The following is a 15,900-nucleotide window of genomic DNA, read 5'->3' as shown; positions in this document are numbered from 1 at the left end:
TCTTAAACATATTTAATTTTAAAATAAATCAAGGGGATTAAAATGCGTTTACTGCACACCATGTTGCGAGTAGCTGATTTAGAGAAATCAATTGCGTTTTACACGCAAGTATTAGGTATGAAGGAGCTGCGTCGTAATGACAATGAAGAATATCGCTATACTCTGGCTTTCGTTGGCTATGGTGACGAAAAAGATAGCACAGTATTAGAGCTAACTTATAACTGGGATACCAATAGCTATGATTTAGGTAATGCCTATGGTCACATTGCGATTGAATTTGATGATATTTACAAAGCATGCGAAGCAATAAAAGCTGCTGGTGGTAATGTAAGCCGAGAGCCTGGTCCTGTTAAAGGTGGCACAACCGAAATTGCATTTGTCAAAGACCCTGATGGTTATGCTATAGAGCTTATTCAAAAAAAAGATAATTCACTCTTTTAATTTGCTAAATGTAATTTATATTAACCCACATCATTTTATCAAGAAGCTTGCCTTGGCAGCTTCTTGAGTTTTAATTCACTCCATCACCCCACGCCGAGGCCTACACTTTACTGGTGTGAGAATTTAAAGGGTTAGTCAATTGCAAATGCCAACTTATTTAAACAGCAGCTCCCCTTCAACGCTATTAAACGTTAATTTCTTTAGTAATTTAAACCCTTCACTTTCAAAAAAAGTGCTGTGCTGATGACGGGTTACAAACACAGCTAGTCCAGAGGAAGCTGTATTACTTTGTACTAGATCATCTAAGCCTCGTAATAGATACCTTCCTAGCCCTTGTCCTTGAAAGTGAGGATCTACTGCAATAAAGGCTAAAAAGTAGTAGTTTCCTTGCTCTTTGAGCGCATTACGAATAGTTTGTTCTTTTTCTATTAATTGATTCGTTTGTAAATAGCCAGCACTAAGCATTAATTTTAATCGCCAGTGCCAATAACGCTGCGCTTGTAATTGACTATTAGATTCAAACACACATGCTACCGCTTTGAGCCTTTCATTGCTGTATAAACCTATTAATGGCTGTTTTTCTTGCCAGAATGTATTTAATTCTTCACGGATCAACGCGCGTAATTTTTTTTCATAAGCGCCAAGGTTCTGTTCAGAGTAATTGAGTACTTGCTGCAATACTGGATCGTCATGATAGGCTTGATATATTAAGCTTGCTGCTACACTTATGTCTTCTGCTGCAATATATTGCACACTATAAGCGTTATTTTGCATTATGGTTGTCATAAGCACTCCTTATTATTGTTGATTGTTTGCGTATTACTATCTATAGGTATATTCCTATCCACAACAAAACGCAAATTCAGCGAGAGTTAAACTCACTCACCTCACCATAGGTTAACACTTCCTTAAAGGAGTATGATATGGATGCCACAAAGCATGATATTACCACCTTATTTAAACAACTTGGTCTACCAAGTCGTGATTCTGAAATAGATGCGTTTATTGAGCAAAATGGTGATTGGAGTGAAGTAATTGACGAGCTAGGCGTAGGACTTCGTCAATAACACCTATTTATTCTTGCGCACACTTTTATTGAGCGTAACTGAGTATATTGATATTATACCCGTACAGTACACTACAGTGCTGTGCATTATTTTTAAGAGTTTATAATTAATGAATTCCATCGTTATTGATGCTATCAAAGCCCTTCTTGAAGAAGGCAAAATCCCTACTGTTGCTTTAACTAAAAATAAATTATCTCAACCTGTACCCATGCCGATTATTATTGCAGCGGTAAGCCAGTATAAAAATAACCCTGATTCAATCCACAGTTTAATCAAACAGCCAAGTGCAGAACAAAGTAGCAACGCTCATGAAAGCCAACTTGATCGTATTGAAGCTAAACTTGATAAACTATTAGCGCTGCTAGATAAAAATTAATTGAGAAAATGTAATGTTTGTTGTTGATTTAACTTTTGACTGTTACCAAGACACCACCCTTGAAAACGCGGAGCAAGCAATTAACCGTTTAGTGAATGCGTTGCGTTTTAACGGTCAAATTATGGGGGAAGAATTCCCTACCGTTTTGAAAGATGGTTACTTTATTACTCGGGTAATGTGCCCGACTGATGACGCAATGCATCCATTAAATCACAGTCCTTTTGTCAAACACAGTATTGATAAATTACATGATGCCGGCTTGCTTGCACCAAAAGTTAAAGTAATAGGCCAAGATATTCACTCTAACGGCGCTGATGCATGCCATGAGCCTTCGTCATATATTTTATATACCACGTATGTTCACACCTGTAGCCCGCTTTATTGTGGAGATGATTTTTTACCTGTACCATTATTTAAAATCCCCGCTATAGCAAACGGCGATTATAAAACGTTAATTAAATGGCAAGAAGACTGGCAAGCATGCGATCAGATTCAAATTAATGGCGCAACGCGCTGTGAATTCCCTGCCTTAGATGAAATATCTAATCTTGATAGTGACCTTTCTCGTCGTGGTAAAGATATTGCTAAACGCATAAGGTTTTTAACCCAAAAGCCCGTTTACTATTATTTATACCGTGTAGGCGGTAAAGATAAAGCATCAGAGCTCGCTAGAAAGTGTCCGAGCTGCAACGGTGACTGGAAGTTGCCAGAGTCGTGGTTTGGCTTATTTGATTTTAGGTGTGAACCATGCGGATTAGTATCAAACATTTCGTGGGATTTTCAATAACATTGATATTGTACGCGGAGTAAACCTTACTTACTCCGCGAAATAATCGGTTACACCTTGAGTGCTTTTATAAACTCTTCAAGGTTAGGTGCAAGTACATGATGAGGTTTTTTACCCACATATTCTAAGCACACCTCACCACTTTCAACTAACACAGTAACCAATAAATCTTCTTGATCTGTCAGACCGATAAATACACTAGGCGGTTGCTTTAGTTTTTGTTTCATCAAAACATGCCCCGTTATATTCTGTTGCAGTAAGTCAAAATCATCCTCACTCCAAGTTTGTAATAACTCAATATTATGTTCATCAATTTTTGCAATAATTGAGCCTGCGTAAAATGCGCCGTAGTAACCATTGAGTGCTTCAGGGAACTCTAGGTTCAATGCAGCGGCTAAATCCTTCAACGACCCAATGGTTTCTCTGCGTGTTGCCTGCCATTGAATAAAACCATCATCATTGGGCGTACCTACTTCTGCTGGGCTTGGCCAGCTTTCGTCATGTTCAATCTGAGGCAAAACACTGGTTTGACTTAATGTATGCTGTGCAAAATTTTTATGGAGTTGTTCTAATTGGGTAACAATAGACATACTGCGAAACTCATTAGCTTTAGGTATAATACCCGTATTGTAACTACAAAAGACGCAACATGACAGATTACAGCAACTCCCCTGAACTAAAAGGTAGTGTACTTGGGCAATCAACTGAGTACGTTGACACTTACACGCCAAGTTTATTATTTCCTATCGCCCGTAAACTAAACCGTGATGATTTAAATATTGACGAAGCAAAGCTGCCTTTTAAAGGGCAAGATATTTGGACTGGTTATGAGTTGTCATGGCTCAATAACAAGGGGAAGCCTATGGTTGCTGTGGCTACTTTCGCGTTTCCTTGTCAAACAAGTCATATTATTGAGTCTAAATCATTTAAGCTGTATTTAAATAGTTTTAACCAAACTCGATTTGACAGTATCGAACAAGTAAGAACTGCTTTAGAAAATGATTTATCACATGCGGTAACAATGCCAATTACCGTTACTCTTTACGGCGCAGATGATTTTAATTGCCTTCCTTGCACACCGCTACCTGGTGAGTGTATTGATGATCTAGATATTGAGATTAACGATTATGATCTAGACGCAAATACTCTTGAAAGCGAGTCTAAAGAGGTCGTTAGTGAAACCTTACACAGCCATCTACTTAAATCTAATTGCTTAATTACCTCACAACCTGATTGGGCGAGTATTATTATTCGATATACTGGTGAGAAAATTTGTAAAGAATCCTTATTACGATACTTAATTTCATTTCGTACTCACAATGAATTTCATGAACAGTGTGTTGAACGCATTTACTGTGACTTAACAGGTATTCTTAATATTACGGATCTTGAAGTATATGCGCGTTATACTCGTCGTGGTGGCCTTGATATCAACCCATATCGCTCTACCTACAACGATATTGTGCCATTTAGTGTCAAAATAAACCGCCAATAAAGGCGGTTTTCGACTACGCTTTATTTACTGACTCTCTGCGTTGGTATAGGCATGGCACATACATCTATGTAATTAGGCGTTGCAACAAACCATGCTTCACTACGGTTCTTTCGTGCTTCAATTAGCGCTTTAAAAGCCGTTGAGTCTGTTCGCATAACTTTAAATTGGCTGCTATCGTGCTCAGCAATATCAGCCAATACTTGTATATCAGTGATTGGATTAAAAAGCTCTTTTTCGTTTGCTTGTCTATTGAGCCGATTAAAGTGCTGCATTCCTTCAAGAACACGACCAAATACGGTAATGTTCCTATCTAAATAGCGCTGGCTGTTACCAATCGTTACATAGAATTCTGTTCCACCACTGTTAATATCATTACCCCGAGCCATGGCAAAAATACCGTTACAGTGCACTTGCCAAGTTTGGGTCTTGTTTTTATTTTGTGCCACGGCAAAACCATCTAGAAAACCTGTAATTGGAGCATAGCCATCCTGGTTATCAAGCTCGGTGATAGCCACAGGTGTTTTAGTTGTTAAATAAAACTCTGCGGGGAGTGTTTTACTCGCTTTCGTGATTATTTTTTTACCACTGGCATCCCCACCTTGAGCAACAAATCCTTCAACAAAACGATAAACATTGAGCCCTTTATAAAAGCCCTGCTGCGCTAACAGTTTTATATTGCTTGTGTGTTTAGGTGCAAGATATGGATTAAGCTCTATATATGCAGAGCCTGTAGCTAGAGTTATTTTCAGTACATTATTCGGATCAACAGCTCGCCACTGAGAGTCGCCTGCGTGCTCTAAAATACTGCTCACTGTAGGCTTTTGAGCATGAGCTAGCGGCGATTGAGTCAATAGCGTCAATAGAATTGGGACTAACGATTTTTTAAACATAAAACAGCTTATTATAGGTAGTTATAGCGACAGATTATTGATTAATAGTTTTTTTATCAAGCCAATAATGTTCACTATTTAATGGCGCACTTAAGGGGAGAAGCGGGTTTTTTAATTCAATAATACGTCTATGCTTTAAATTAGCTTGAGCAATAGCATGCGCAAAATGGTGATAAAATAGTTCATCGAATGAGCCATCGGCAATGGCAATTTCTAACCCATACTTTATTTTATCATGTAGCTTTATGTCGTCATTTGCGACAAAAAAGTAAACAGCGCTAGGGTAATGAATAGCGATATACTGATCGTTTACTAAATTTTTATCTCGCGATTGTATTACCTCAAATATTTCATAAGGTAATGCATCAAAACGCCCTGTTACCAGCATGTGCAATGGGTCTGCACCTTGTCCATAGGTTGTTGTTTTCAACTCGTTACTTTGAAAGATAGCAGCGTCTGGCCAATCTTCTCGTAAACCAAAAATAAAACGCTGTAACTCGCGCGAATGACGCACACCTCTAAATAACTCTTTATTATTAATATGAACTAAAGGAATACGATAGCCAAGTAGTCCTTTAACAATAGGGATCAATATAGCCTTTGCTTTTTTTTCAGATTCAGAATTTGTTACTTTCCATACAACGTCAATCCCCTTTTCAGTGCCCAATAAACGAATTGCCCGAGTTTGACTTGGAATATTATCAACAGGCTGCATATTAATTGTAATATCCGATTTACTGAGTGCTAATTGGAGTAACTCGATAGCATAAGGGTGCCCACCAGCACTATAACGTACTGTAACCTGCTGAGCTATTGCATTTGGTACTAGCATCAACATAAAACCAATTAGCATAAGTAATTGCATATAATTACTTAATCATCCAAATCAAATTTATATAATATGTCGGCACTTCGAGTTAAGCCACTGGTAATTTCGATATATAACTGGGACAACAATTGATAGCGCACAGCAACTTCGCTGAGCGACTCAAAAACCCCGACACTGTATTTTACTTGGACACCTGGCGCAACATAACCTGAAATTTCCACTTTAGTGTCATCTCCGCTACCTTTAGAGCTGAGACTAACGTCTGATAAACCAAAGCTCTCACCCACTTTTGACACCACACCTTCACTTCGACTAACCCCTTGGGCTAATAATAGCTGCGTTAACATTGCATCGGTCGAGCTATCGCCTTCGTCAAGCGGCTGACCGTTGAGTAGGTACGCTAGAGATTGGCCCTGATCCATTGCAGGCTCAGAAAAGACTTTTAATGAAGGCTGTTCGACGTTACCTGTTAAAGTAATGCCAGCAACCACATCGTTCGCGGTATTTTCAGGGTTACGAATTGCTTTAATATTTAAATAGGGTTTGTCTATCGGCCCACTAAAACCAACCTGCCCTGTGCTGATAATTAAGTCTTGGCCAAACGCGCGATAAGTACCTTCACGTAAGTTTAGTTCACCCGTCGCTATCATGGGTGTTTGCTGATCCATCTTAATTGTTAAATCACCCGCAATTTTAGATTCGAGCCCAAACGAATCAATACGTACATCATTCTGCACAATTAGTTTTAGGTTTATATCGTAATCAAAGGGAACGGCTGTTGATTGCTCTATTTGTTGATCAATGATGATTTCGTCGTCACTAACTTGTACAGCCCCTTCGGGTAACTCTTCAATAGTGATTCGCCCATAAGGCACTACAACTTGGCCAGCTAGTTTGAATGCGTTGTCGGCAAGGTTAATGTCTAAATCCGGCGACACCTTAAACAATACCCCTTGTTGCGCTTTAACATAAAACTGTTCACCATTTATGGCTAAATTAACTGCCGGCTTAGCCCCTCCCCAGTCAATATCACCACTTAGAGTTATATTGCCACCTTCAGTGTCATTGAGCTTTCCATCTAAAGTCGCTTTAGTTTTATCAAAGCCAATATTTATCCTTGAGTCAACGACGGATACCGGGAGCTGTTCACCTTGAAGATCAACTTCATCAATACTGACTTGCCCATTTAATAATGGCTCGGTTAACGAACCATTCAAAGCTATCTGGCCACTAATATCACCTTTAAGTTGCTCTAGCGTACCGATAAATGGTTGCAAATCGGCTAACAAGATTTCATCAATATTTATATTACCAGATAGCGTTTGGCTTGACGGTAAATCTTGCACCGAAATATCAGCATTAATGTCACCTAACAGACTCGAATTTAACGTTGCCTGCAGTTGGCCACTTTGTGAGTTAGCCTCCGCTTTTAGGTTTAACGTTTCGATAGGCACTCGATATCTTTTTTCTTCATCAATAAATATTGCAGCCAAATCTTGAGACTGTAATGATGCAGTTAGCTTTTTCAAATTTGCTGACTGCCAATTGGCTGCAACTTGACCCGTTATACCACCTTTGGTGACTAGGTTTTCAGGTAATAAATGCTTAAGCTCTGCTAAATCTAAGTTATCAAGACTAGCAACTAAAGAACCAATATCATTCGCTTGCGTGAGTTGATCAACACATAGTTTACTGCTTTGAGTCTGCCAACAGTGTTTATCGACAGAGAAATTGCCATTTTCAGTATTAAATGTTACTGCAACTTTGGGAGCAGCTGTTAGCTCTAAGGTATTGTCAGTCAATAACACATCACTTAGCTGGCCTTGCCAGGTTTTATTGACCATTGCACCTGCAATTTCAAATTCGGCTTTTCCCTCAAGTGCATCAAGCTCAAATTGCACGAGGTGATCTTTTTTATCCCCAGTAGCATTCACGCTAATACTATTAATTTGTTGCCCTGCAAGTTTTGCATTGCGTACTTTTATATTGGCGTTTGTTTGCCAATCGGCAGCATAATTAAAATCAGACTTTATCGATAACGCTGCAACAGCTATGTCGTCATAAGTTAAATCCTGCAAGGCTAAGTCTAAATTAACTACCGGCTCTAAACGTTCACCGCGAATGGAAAGGTGACCATCACCAGTCCCAGTAAAAGGCAGCTTTTTTTGTTCTGATTTATTTAAATACAACTTGCCATCAATATTCCATTGCTGCTCGATATGGCCCGCTAAAGACAACTTATTTTCGCCACTTGTTAGCTCAAGTGCTTTTATATTTGCATGTAAATTACTGTTTAAATCGAAGTCTGATATAAAGTTAAAGTTAACTTCATCAATAACCCCCGTTAATTGACTATCTTGCATAGATAATTGCCACTTGTTATTCGAAGCATTAAAAGAGCCAGCAAATTGACCTGAAATATCACTGGTGACACTATCTGTTAAATATTGCGCTTTAAGTTGATCTAACTGTCCAGAAAATTGGCTTTTTATACCATTTTCCCAGTTTGCTGATGCTTTTATCGTTGCGCGGCTTTCGTTTGCAGCTAAAGCGAGTCGTTCCACATTTATTTGTGTTAATCCACCGTTTAACATTGCATTTAAGTTTACCTCAGGATAAGCGCCCAGTTGGCTGTTCCCGGTCAGAGTTAACATATAGTCATCTGCATTACCTTCGCCATTCAAAGCAACATTTGTCACTTTTACTGGGTTACTTTGAGCATCTAATTGCCATTGTTTTATATAGGCTTCAAGCGTAAAAGGAAAGTTTACAGTCTTCAGATCAGCTTGTAATTTGGCTGATAATGGGTAAAGGCCTTGAGTGCTCACATCGAGCTGTAAATCTGATAAATCACCACTGGCTATTAAAGTTAATTGATGATCAACACTAGCAACGTCAATTTTAGCATCTAAAGGGGTTTGCTCTTTGAGGTTAGCGTTCAGTTCAGTTGATAAATGCCATTGCTGGTAGTCAGCAGTGAGCGTTTCTAAAACCAGTTCACTGCTATCTATTGAAAATGCAGTACGGATGCTTTTTACTTCATGTTGTTGCTCAGCTTGAGTAATTCGAACCAAGTCTATTGCTACCTCTTCAATATTTGCAGCCATAGGTGAAGTAAACTCAATATCAGGTAATGGAGCCAGTGCAGTTAAAGGTTCTGCTGGAGGCTTCTCAACCTCTTTAACTAACACGTCAACCTGCTTAATACTTAAAGACCTGAGTGTAACTAAGGATTCTTCTGCTTTAGCACTTAACTGAAATTGCTGGACAGTCACATCGGCACTAGCATGTGACAAGCTAAAAGTATTAATAGCAACCCGTTTAACTGACAGCGCAATAGGTAGATTAATCTGCGAAGGCTGCTCAAGTACATCTTCATTTGACGCTACATCATCAGTTTCTTCAGTTTGGGCTTGATCCACGTTTTTAATATTTAAAGTAACTTTTTTAGCACTAAAATTTTCAACACACACCCCATCACAGTGCCACCAGTATAAATCAAGTTTTAATTGCTCTGCTGCGAAGTCTAAGCTTGGAGATCTATATGTTATATTGAACGTGTCGTTATATAAGAAGCGACCATTTTTGATATTAATAGAAAGTCCATCGACTAATTTATTCGCAGTGTAAGCGATTAATTGATTACCTGGCGCTGTAAATAGCAAACAAAACAATATCACTAATAAGGTGCTAATAAAGATAGTTAGTAAAGCTGTAATTTTTTTCATTTTTAACATTAAATTTCAGGCCCTATAGTAATACTTAAACGCGTACTCTTACTTTCTTTTGTCAAACCCCACGCATGGTCAACTCTGACAGGGCCAACAGGTGTTAAATAACGAAAACCGAAGCCAGCACCTACTTCAACCCTATCTGAAAAATCATTCGTCGCTGTACCACTGTCAACAAACAAAGCTAGCCGCCAACTTTGCGCAAACTGATAGTTATACTCAACAGTACCTGAAAGTAAGTATTTTCCCCCGATTAAGCGCCCTTCATCATCCTTTGGAGAAATAGATTCGTAAGCAAAGCCTCGCACACTTTGATCGCCCCCTGCATAAAATCGAAGTGATAAAGGTACGTTATTTATATCATCAACGAGCATTGCACCCACATTTGCTTTTAAAAATACTAAATGCTTGTCCATATATGTACGTAGCCAAGCATTTTGCAGCTGCACGCGTACTATATTTGTTGTTGAAAACGCATCTTCTAAACCAAATTCAGCTGAGACTAGCCATTGCTCACCCCAATAAGGTGTAGTGCCACCTTTAGTGTCTTTTTTAGCATAACTAATGCCCGGCATTAACATTTTAGAACTTTGTTCATCATCCCCTAAACGATACGTTTCATAGTCACGACGGATAAATGCTGTACGCACCCAGTCGTTCTCCGTTAGCCATTGGCGCTGTAATTGTGCTGTAAATATTTTGCTATAAATATCATCAGTTAATTCATCTTCAAGTTTATAACCGACTGAATAACGCCATAAATCATCATTGGGGTCATCCACAGGAATGGTATAACCCAAAGAGATATCCTGCTGACGTTCGGAGACATTTAAGTTACTTTCAAGGTAGTGGCCATTTTCTGTGATCCAGGGCTTAGACCATTTGAACCTTACTTTCGGTCCTAAGTCAGTGTCAAACCCTCCCCCAACTTCAAAACTGTTTGCTGGTTTATGTAGTACATCTATGTTTATTGGTACTTGTTGATTTGCTCGATTGGCGATATCAGCATAAACTCTCACGCTATTAAAATAAGGGGTCGTAGATAATGACAAGTTATATTCAGAAACTGTTGTGGCTTGATATGGTTCGCCTTGTTTGAATTTAGCTAATGAACGAATGTATTTTTCTGCTGGACTTTCATTACCTAAAATTAGTTCACCAAATTGATACCTCGTACCGGTATCAAAGGTTAAAATGACTTCCGCGCTATTTAATTTTAGTGAAATAGCTAATTGATGAGCTTCCCATTTGACATCAAAATAACCTAGCTCCAATAATTGGCTTTCTATTTTCTTTCGCGCCGCATCATAATGACTGTGATTGAGAATATCACCTTGTTTTAAGTTTATTTTGTTAACAACATCCATCAATTGAGTGTCATTTTTTCCTGCTCCATGTACATTCACACGAATATCGGCAATACGAGTGACTGGGCCTCGCTCAATAGTTGCAATCAACTCTTGTGACTGTGAAATATAATCTAATTTAATTTCAGGTTTATAATACCCTAATGCCTTTAGACTACTAGCTACTTGTTTTTTAGCATGACTGAGTACTGTACGCGTTACTTTTTCGCCTTCAAGTTGCTTTAAATATAGCTCTACATTTTTTTCAAGGTCACCACTTAGACCATTAATTTCATAACTTTTTACAATATTGGATGCAGCAACTAAATTGCTTGAAATAAAAAAGAATACGACTGCAATAAGCGTAAATATTCGACTAGGCAAGTAATTTCCTTACTAAAAACAAGTTAACTTTAATGAGATTAAATAATACCACAAGCCAGTGCCGTGACACAGCAACTCAAATGTGAAAATTAGTACGCTTAATTGCTTTATTTTGGTTACAATAGCGATAACGAATTTGAGATATTATTATAGAGTTTCTAAATGCAATTTCCTGATGACGACAATGGTCAATTACTAACTGAAATAGCTGATGCTGGTATTGATTTAGCACAAATGCACAAAATTGATTTCTACATTTTATTTGAACAAAAAATAGAAGCTGAAAAGTTTGCTAACATAATTAGTGAAGATGACTTAGCGCCAAGTACTGAGCTTGTACAATGTAAAGATACCGGTATCTGGGAAGTAGTTACACAAGTTCAAATGGTGCCAGATCACACCTTACTGGGTCAAACTGAGCAGTATTTAGAAAGCATCGCAAATGGTCATAATGGCTATGGTGATGGGTGGGGCTTAGAAAGCGAGTAAGCTTTATACCCAAATATTTAAACCAGTTAAGTATTTAGCGACTTAACTGGTTAGCTTTTCTAAAATTCCCCTGATAGTCAAATAATTTATCGGCCACTTTCCAGCCATACTTTTTATTTTTTCGCGCAATAACAAAATCAGGTGCAGTTAAATTAAGTTCATCTGCAATTACATCATTGGCCGTTTTATACTCAATAGGTGCTCGCCCTTGTGAAGTACGTATGCCAAACTGTTTATTAAATATATAACGGGCTCCTGGATGAGAAAAATCAAATATTTCATCACAACTAGCGCCATCTTCATCAAAATAGGTTAATTTAATAATATCACTATTAGAATTCAGTGCCTGCACACTCAGACCGCTGCAACGCAATACTAAGGCATCTTTTAAATTTAACGCTGCGCGTAATTTGTCATCAGGATCTGCAAGAGTTGCATCACATGTTTGGCATAGTCTTGCGGCAATATCATTTTGTGCTCCGCACTGGTCACACTCTTTAAACCTAAAACGATAATCACATTGCTCAGAATCGTCATCTGATTCTATTAAACCTTGGCAACGCCGGCCAAAGTGTTCAATCACTTTACCTTGGCTATCCGTTTTACCCCAAAAGATGTTAGCAAATCCGCAGCCGGGGCAAAGTACCTGAACTGGCTCATTATCACTTTGTGACTTTTTATTACCTACTTCTGGGTAAAATAGATCAAAGCCATTTCCTGCATAGTCAATCACTAAACAATCGTCTTTACCTTCACTGAGCCGTAGCCCACGACCGACAATTTGCTGATAGAGGCTGACAGACTCTGTGGGCCTTAAAATAGCAATAAAATCAACATGGGGTGCATCAAATCCAGTAGTTAATACTGATACATTAATTAAAAATTTTAGTTGTTTTCTTTTAAATGCGGCAATAAATCTATCTCTTTGTTCAGCGCTAGTTTCACCTGTAATTAAGGCACTGTGCTCAGCAGGAAAATAGCTTAAAATTTCCTGCGCATGACGTACAGTTGCAGCGAATATCATCACCCCTTTACGCTTGTTACTTAGAGTTAAAATATCATTACAAATAGACTTCGTCGCTCGTGTATTAGCGCTAAGTAAATTATTTAAATCGTCTTGGTTATAACGCCCAAATGAGTCACTCGTTAACGAAGAAAAATCATAATGACTTAATGCAGCATCCACTTCTTTTGGTGGAGTCAGATACTGATTTTTAATCATATACCTTAACGGTAGTTCAAATATACATGCTTTAAATGGGCTTTCATTATTCCCTCTAACAAACCCATGATAATGCTTATGATATACCCAACCTATACCCAGCCTAAATGGCGTCGCTGTCAAACCTAATACTTTTAACTTTGGATTAAATGACTTCAGTGCAGCTATAACTTTTGCATACTGACTATTATCATCATCGCTAACACGGTGACATTCATCAATAATCACTAATGAATAGTGCTCATTTAATTTATCTAGGTTGCGTGATAAAGACTGAATACTGGCAAACGTCACTTGGTTAGCTAATGATTTTTGTTTCAAGCCTGCTGAAAATATACTCGCCTCAAGACCAAAGCTAGTATATTTTTCAGCATTCTGTTCAACTAGTTCTTTAACATGCGCTAACACCAAAATCTTTTGCTTTGCAATGCGCGCGAGTTCAGCGATAACCAAACTTTTACCTGCACCTGTTGGTAACACAATCAATGCAGCATCGTTGGTCTTTCTGAAGTGGGAAACTGTACGCGTTACAGCCTCTTGTTGATAAGGCCTTAATATATAACTCATCGATACTACTTAAACAAAAAAGCCAATGACTTGATCATTGGCATATTAACGGGCATATCGACTTTTATGCTAGATGCTTTGTGAGCTCTACACCTTGAAATGCTTTAGGGCGTTTACCACGTCCAGTCCACTCGACTATTTTTCCTTCAAACTCGATGCGGTACTTTGGCATAACTTTAGTACGCTTATCACCCGCTATATCTTGTAGATCATCTAACGTTAAGCCCTTTTCTTTTAATAAATCTAACACTTCCTGCTTAGCTTGCTGCTGCTGTGTATATTTAGCAATGGCATTTTCAATTAGAGATTGTGCTTTTTCTAAATCAGTTAAACTTGCACTTTTAATAAATGATCGTATTTCTTTCATTTTTTTCTCACTACGTTGATAAGTTTAAATTAGATAATAGATTCAAGTAAATTATAAGCGCATTTTTAAAATTAATCCAAGCCACTATTATATTATTTAATCAAGCCACACTTTCACTGACCTATTCAACATTAAAAGCTCTTGGATTAATGTAAATACACTATTATTTATTTGTTTCTTCTTTGATATACTTTCTTCGCAAGTTTCAATTTTAATACGTAGATGATCAATTTTTACCACCATGATAGAGCCCTTAATTTTATGTAACAACGCTTCACATTTATTTAAGTCTTTATGTTCAGCGGCTATTAAAAGGGCTGATAAATCAGCATTTTGTGTATCATAAAAAACGTTTGCCACAGCGATAGCGTCTTGCTCGCTACCAAAAATCGTAATCCAATAAGATAAACTTGTTTCATCTTCGGTATTTAATGTGTTCTGCGTAGTTTTAGACATGTGTCCTACTCCTAATACTTCAACAACGGGTGTATCTTCAAAACTAACACCACGTTGCTGTAAAAATAATTTTTGTTCTGGATCGGGCTGGTATTCACCTTTCGAGAAATAGGTAGTTACGCCCTAACGCGCTTATGATTCCACATGTAACCTTTAACATTGCGTAAATATAAAAACATAAACCGCCCCCCAAATTTCGCTGACGCTGGCTTAAATCCAATAGCAACGCTGCAACTTCCTCATTTTCATCATACAGTTTTGGCGTATAGGTTCAGAAGCCTTTGCCACTTTTTTGCTATTGCCTCCTGTGTTTACAATAAGTGAAAATTCTACATTTGGCTTCTATTATTTTTTGGGGGATTACCATGGGGCGCGTCGTTCGAACTTCAAGGGATAAATTAAAAAAGGTTTCTTATTAAATCAAAACAAAGTAAATAAAAAAGCCCGCGCTCATTATCAATAAGCGCGGGCTTTTTTAGTTAAGCATAAAGTCTATTCTTGACTAACCGCTTTTCGGCCAGAAAATGCATGCATTAAGGTCATGCCATCTAATAAATCAAGCTCTCCACCGACTGGAATACCATGGGCTATACGTGATGCTTCCACTTTATAGCGATGACAAAGCTGGGCAATATAATGCGCGGTTGTTTCGCCTTCAACTGTTGGGTTGGTGGCTAAAATCACTTCATTAATGCCGCCTTGGCTTAATTTTTTTTCAAGAATATCAAGGCCAATTTCATTCGGGCCAATACCATCAATTGGTGATAAGTGCCCCATTAACACAAAGTATAAACCTTTATATTGCCCAGTCTGCTCAATGGCTAGTACATCAGTGGGTGATTCAACCACACATAAAATGCCGCTATCTTGACGTTTTGGGCTTAAACAGATTTCACATTGTGGTTGCTCAGAAAAAGTACGGCATGACTGACAATGCCCTACAGCACTCATCGCTTTGGTCAGTGCATTACCAAGTTGCGTACCACCCTTACGGTCGCGCTCAAGTAAATGAAACGCGATACGCTGTGCTGATTTTGGGCCTATGCCCGGCTGACAACGCAGTGCTTCAATGAGTTGGCTTAAACTTTGTGAAAGTTGCATCGATTACCTTAAAACGGCATTTTCATACCTGGTGGTAATTGCATACCGCCAGTTACTTTACCCATGCGCTCTTGCGTTTCGTCTGCTACACGGCGAACTGCGTCATTACACGCTGCGGCAAGTAAATCTTCAATCATGTCTTTGTCGTCTTCCATTAAGCTTTCATCAAGCTCAACGCGGCGTACATTGTGATTACCAAGCATGGTTACTTTTACCAGACCTGCGCCGGCTTCACCAACTACTTCCATAGTGGCGATTTCGTCTTGGGCTTTTTGCATGCGCTCTTGCATTTGCTGCGCTTGCTTCATCATGTTACCCATTCCACCTTTAAACATAATTCTCTCTCTTTGTG

General features: G+C 38.4%; 17 protein-coding genes and 1 pseudogene. 6 read left to right on the top strand and 12 right to left on the bottom strand.

Annotation, left to right across the window (positions count from 1 at the left end; genetic code table 11):
* Positions 1–42 precede the first annotated feature (42 nt).
* Positions 43–441, top strand: a complete 399-nt coding sequence (gloA, locus tag QMA12_RS01690) for a lactoylglutathione lyase (protein ID WP_290208777.1) — start codon at positions 43–45, stop codon at positions 439–441.
* 153 nt (positions 442–594) lie between these two features.
* On the opposite strand, the gene QMA12_RS01685 is transcribed toward gloA, so the two are convergent.
* Entirely contained in the window at positions 595–1,227 is a 633-nt protein-coding gene (locus QMA12_RS01685; protein WP_290208778.1) for a GNAT family N-acetyltransferase, read from the bottom strand.
* A 137-nt stretch (positions 1,228–1,364) separates the two neighbouring features.
* On the opposite strand from QMA12_RS01685, the gene QMA12_RS01680 reads away from it, so the two are divergent.
* The 3 genes from QMA12_RS01680 to QMA12_RS01670 all read left to right on the top strand — a co-directional run bounded on the left by QMA12_RS01680 (position 1,365) and on the right by QMA12_RS01670 (position 2,671).
* Positions 1,365–1,508 carry a DUF2789 family protein gene (locus QMA12_RS01680; protein WP_087531706.1) on the top strand — a complete coding sequence of 48 codons (144 nt, stop codon included), beginning with the start codon at positions 1,365–1,367 and terminating at the stop codon, positions 1,506–1,508.
* Between the two features lie 109 nt (positions 1,509–1,617).
* Positions 1,618–1,884, top strand: coding sequence for a hypothetical protein (locus QMA12_RS01675; protein ID WP_087531707.1), 267 nt, complete (start codon positions 1,618–1,620; stop codon positions 1,882–1,884).
* 13 nt (positions 1,885–1,897) lie between these two features.
* Positions 1,898–2,671: a Zn-ribbon-containing protein gene (locus tag QMA12_RS01670; RefSeq protein WP_087531708.1), complete on the top strand. Its 774-nt coding sequence runs from the start codon at positions 1,898–1,900 to the stop codon at positions 2,669–2,671.
* Between the two features lie 50 nt (positions 2,672–2,721).
* Here the strand turns inward: QMA12_RS01670 and syd are convergent, their stop codons facing one another.
* Positions 2,722–3,261 (bottom strand): SecY-interacting protein, encoded by a 540-nt coding sequence (gene syd / locus QMA12_RS01665; RefSeq protein ID WP_087531709.1) that lies wholly within the window; start codon positions 3,259–3,261, stop codon positions 2,722–2,724.
* 59 nt (positions 3,262–3,320) lie between these two features.
* On the opposite strand from syd, the gene queF reads away from it, so the two are divergent.
* Positions 3,321–4,166, top strand: a complete 846-nt coding sequence (queF, locus tag QMA12_RS01660) for an NADPH-dependent 7-cyano-7-deazaguanine reductase QueF (protein WP_290208779.1) — start codon at positions 3,321–3,323, stop codon at positions 4,164–4,166.
* Between the two features lie 20 nt (positions 4,167–4,186).
* Here queF and QMA12_RS01655 read toward each other — a convergent pair whose 3' ends face one another.
* The 4 genes from QMA12_RS01655 to QMA12_RS01640 are packed head-to-tail and all read right to left on the bottom strand — an operon-like array spanning position 4,187 to position 11,346.
* Positions 4,187–5,056 (bottom strand): peptidylprolyl isomerase, encoded by an 870-nt coding sequence (locus QMA12_RS01655; protein WP_290208780.1) that lies wholly within the window; start codon positions 5,054–5,056, stop codon positions 4,187–4,189.
* A 34-nt stretch (positions 5,057–5,090) separates the two neighbouring features.
* On the bottom strand, positions 5,091–5,921 hold the full coding sequence (locus QMA12_RS01650) for a hypothetical protein (protein WP_290208781.1): 831 nt from the start codon (positions 5,919–5,921) through the stop codon (positions 5,091–5,093).
* Between the two features lie 8 nt (positions 5,922–5,929).
* Complete coding sequence (locus QMA12_RS01645; RefSeq protein ID WP_290208782.1) at positions 5,930–9,622, bottom strand: translocation/assembly module TamB domain-containing protein; 3,693 nt, start codon at positions 9,620–9,622, stop codon at positions 5,930–5,932.
* Positions 9,622–11,346: an autotransporter assembly complex family protein gene (locus QMA12_RS01640; RefSeq protein WP_290208783.1), complete on the bottom strand. Its 1,725-nt coding sequence runs from the start codon at positions 11,344–11,346 to the stop codon at positions 9,622–9,624. Before QMA12_RS01640 ends, QMA12_RS01645 begins: the two co-directional genes overlap by 1 nt.
* A 162-nt stretch (positions 11,347–11,508) precedes the next feature.
* On the opposite strand from QMA12_RS01640, the gene QMA12_RS01635 reads away from it, so the two are divergent.
* Entirely contained in the window at positions 11,509–11,835 is a 327-nt protein-coding gene (locus QMA12_RS01635; protein WP_087531715.1) for a ribonuclease E inhibitor RraB, read from the top strand.
* Positions 11,836–11,869: 34 nt separating this feature from the next.
* Here the strand turns inward: QMA12_RS01635 and QMA12_RS01630 are convergent, their stop codons facing one another.
* The 6 genes and pseudogenes from QMA12_RS01630 to QMA12_RS01605 form a co-directional block, all read right to left on the bottom strand.
* Positions 11,870–13,624, bottom strand: coding sequence for a DEAD/DEAH box helicase (locus tag QMA12_RS01630; protein ID WP_290208784.1), 1,755 nt, complete (start codon positions 13,622–13,624; stop codon positions 11,870–11,872).
* 64 nt (positions 13,625–13,688) lie between these two features.
* The gene (locus QMA12_RS01625; protein WP_087531717.1) at positions 13,689–13,991 is read right to left on the bottom strand and encodes an H-NS family nucleoid-associated regulatory protein; all 303 of its coding nucleotides are present in this window, start codon (positions 13,989–13,991) and stop codon (positions 13,689–13,691) included.
* 96 nt (positions 13,992–14,087) lie between these two features.
* Positions 14,088–14,447 (bottom strand): hypothetical protein, encoded by a 360-nt coding sequence (locus QMA12_RS01620; RefSeq protein WP_290208785.1) that lies wholly within the window; start codon positions 14,445–14,447, stop codon positions 14,088–14,090.
* Between the two features lie 125 nt (positions 14,448–14,572).
* Positions 14,573–14,715 (bottom strand): annotated as a pseudogene (locus QMA12_RS01615) (IS3 family transposase); the annotation flags it as partial.
* A gap of 224 nt (positions 14,716–14,939) precedes the next feature.
* Entirely contained in the window at positions 14,940–15,548 is a 609-nt protein-coding gene (gene recR, locus QMA12_RS01610) for a recombination mediator RecR (RefSeq protein WP_087531719.1), read from the bottom strand.
* An 8-nt stretch (positions 15,549–15,556) separates the two neighbouring features.
* Complete coding sequence (locus QMA12_RS01605) at positions 15,557–15,883, bottom strand: YbaB/EbfC family nucleoid-associated protein (RefSeq protein ID WP_004588122.1); 327 nt, start codon at positions 15,881–15,883, stop codon at positions 15,557–15,559.
* Between the last annotated feature and the right edge of the window lie 17 nt (positions 15,884–15,900).

The sequence above is a fragment of the Pseudoalteromonas sp. APC 3893 genome (genome assembly GCF_030408095.1).
In the GTDB taxonomy this organism is placed as follows: domain Bacteria; phylum Pseudomonadota; class Gammaproteobacteria; order Enterobacterales; family Alteromonadaceae; genus Pseudoalteromonas.
The sequence above is the reverse complement of the archived record's forward strand: the minus strand, read 5'-3'. Positions and strand labels throughout refer to the sequence as shown.

Coding starts and splice junctions, on each gene's coding strand:
- gloA (WP_290208777.1), top strand. CDS start 43: ATGCGTTTACTGCACACCATGTTGCGAGTAGCTGATTTAGAGAAATCA.
- QMA12_RS01685 (WP_290208778.1), bottom strand. CDS start 1,227: ATGACAACCATAATGCAAAATAACGCTTATAGTGTGCAATATATTGCA.
- QMA12_RS01680 (WP_087531706.1), top strand. CDS start 1,365: ATGGATGCCACAAAGCATGATATTACCACCTTATTTAAACAACTTGGT.
- QMA12_RS01675 (WP_087531707.1), top strand. CDS start 1,618: ATGAATTCCATCGTTATTGATGCTATCAAAGCCCTTCTTGAAGAAGGC.
- QMA12_RS01670 (WP_087531708.1), top strand. CDS start 1,898: ATGTTTGTTGTTGATTTAACTTTTGACTGTTACCAAGACACCACCCTT.
- syd (WP_087531709.1), bottom strand. CDS start 3,261: ATGTCTATTGTTACCCAATTAGAACAACTCCATAAAAATTTTGCACAG.
- queF (WP_290208779.1), top strand. CDS start 3,321: ATGACAGATTACAGCAACTCCCCTGAACTAAAAGGTAGTGTACTTGGG.
- QMA12_RS01655 (WP_290208780.1), bottom strand. CDS start 5,056: ATGTTTAAAAAATCGTTAGTCCCAATTCTATTGACGCTATTGACTCAA.
- QMA12_RS01650 (WP_290208781.1), bottom strand. CDS start 5,921: ATGCAATTACTTATGCTAATTGGTTTTATGTTGATGCTAGTACCAAAT.
- QMA12_RS01645 (WP_290208782.1), bottom strand. CDS start 9,622: ATGTTAAAAATGAAAAAAATTACAGCTTTACTAACTATCTTTATTAGC.
- QMA12_RS01635 (WP_087531715.1), top strand. CDS start 11,509: ATGCAATTTCCTGATGACGACAATGGTCAATTACTAACTGAAATAGCT.
- QMA12_RS01630 (WP_290208784.1), bottom strand. CDS start 13,624: ATGAGTTATATATTAAGGCCTTATCAACAAGAGGCTGTAACGCGTACA.
- QMA12_RS01625 (WP_087531717.1), bottom strand. CDS start 13,991: ATGAAAGAAATACGATCATTTATTAAAAGTGCAAGTTTAACTGATTTA.
- QMA12_RS01620 (WP_290208785.1), bottom strand. CDS start 14,447: ATGTCTAAAACTACGCAGAACACATTAAATACCGAAGATGAAACAAGT.
- recR (WP_087531719.1), bottom strand. CDS start 15,548: ATGCAACTTTCACAAAGTTTAAGCCAACTCATTGAAGCACTGCGTTGT.
- QMA12_RS01605 (WP_004588122.1), bottom strand. CDS start 15,883: ATGTTTAAAGGTGGAATGGGTAACATGATGAAGCAAGCGCAGCAAATG.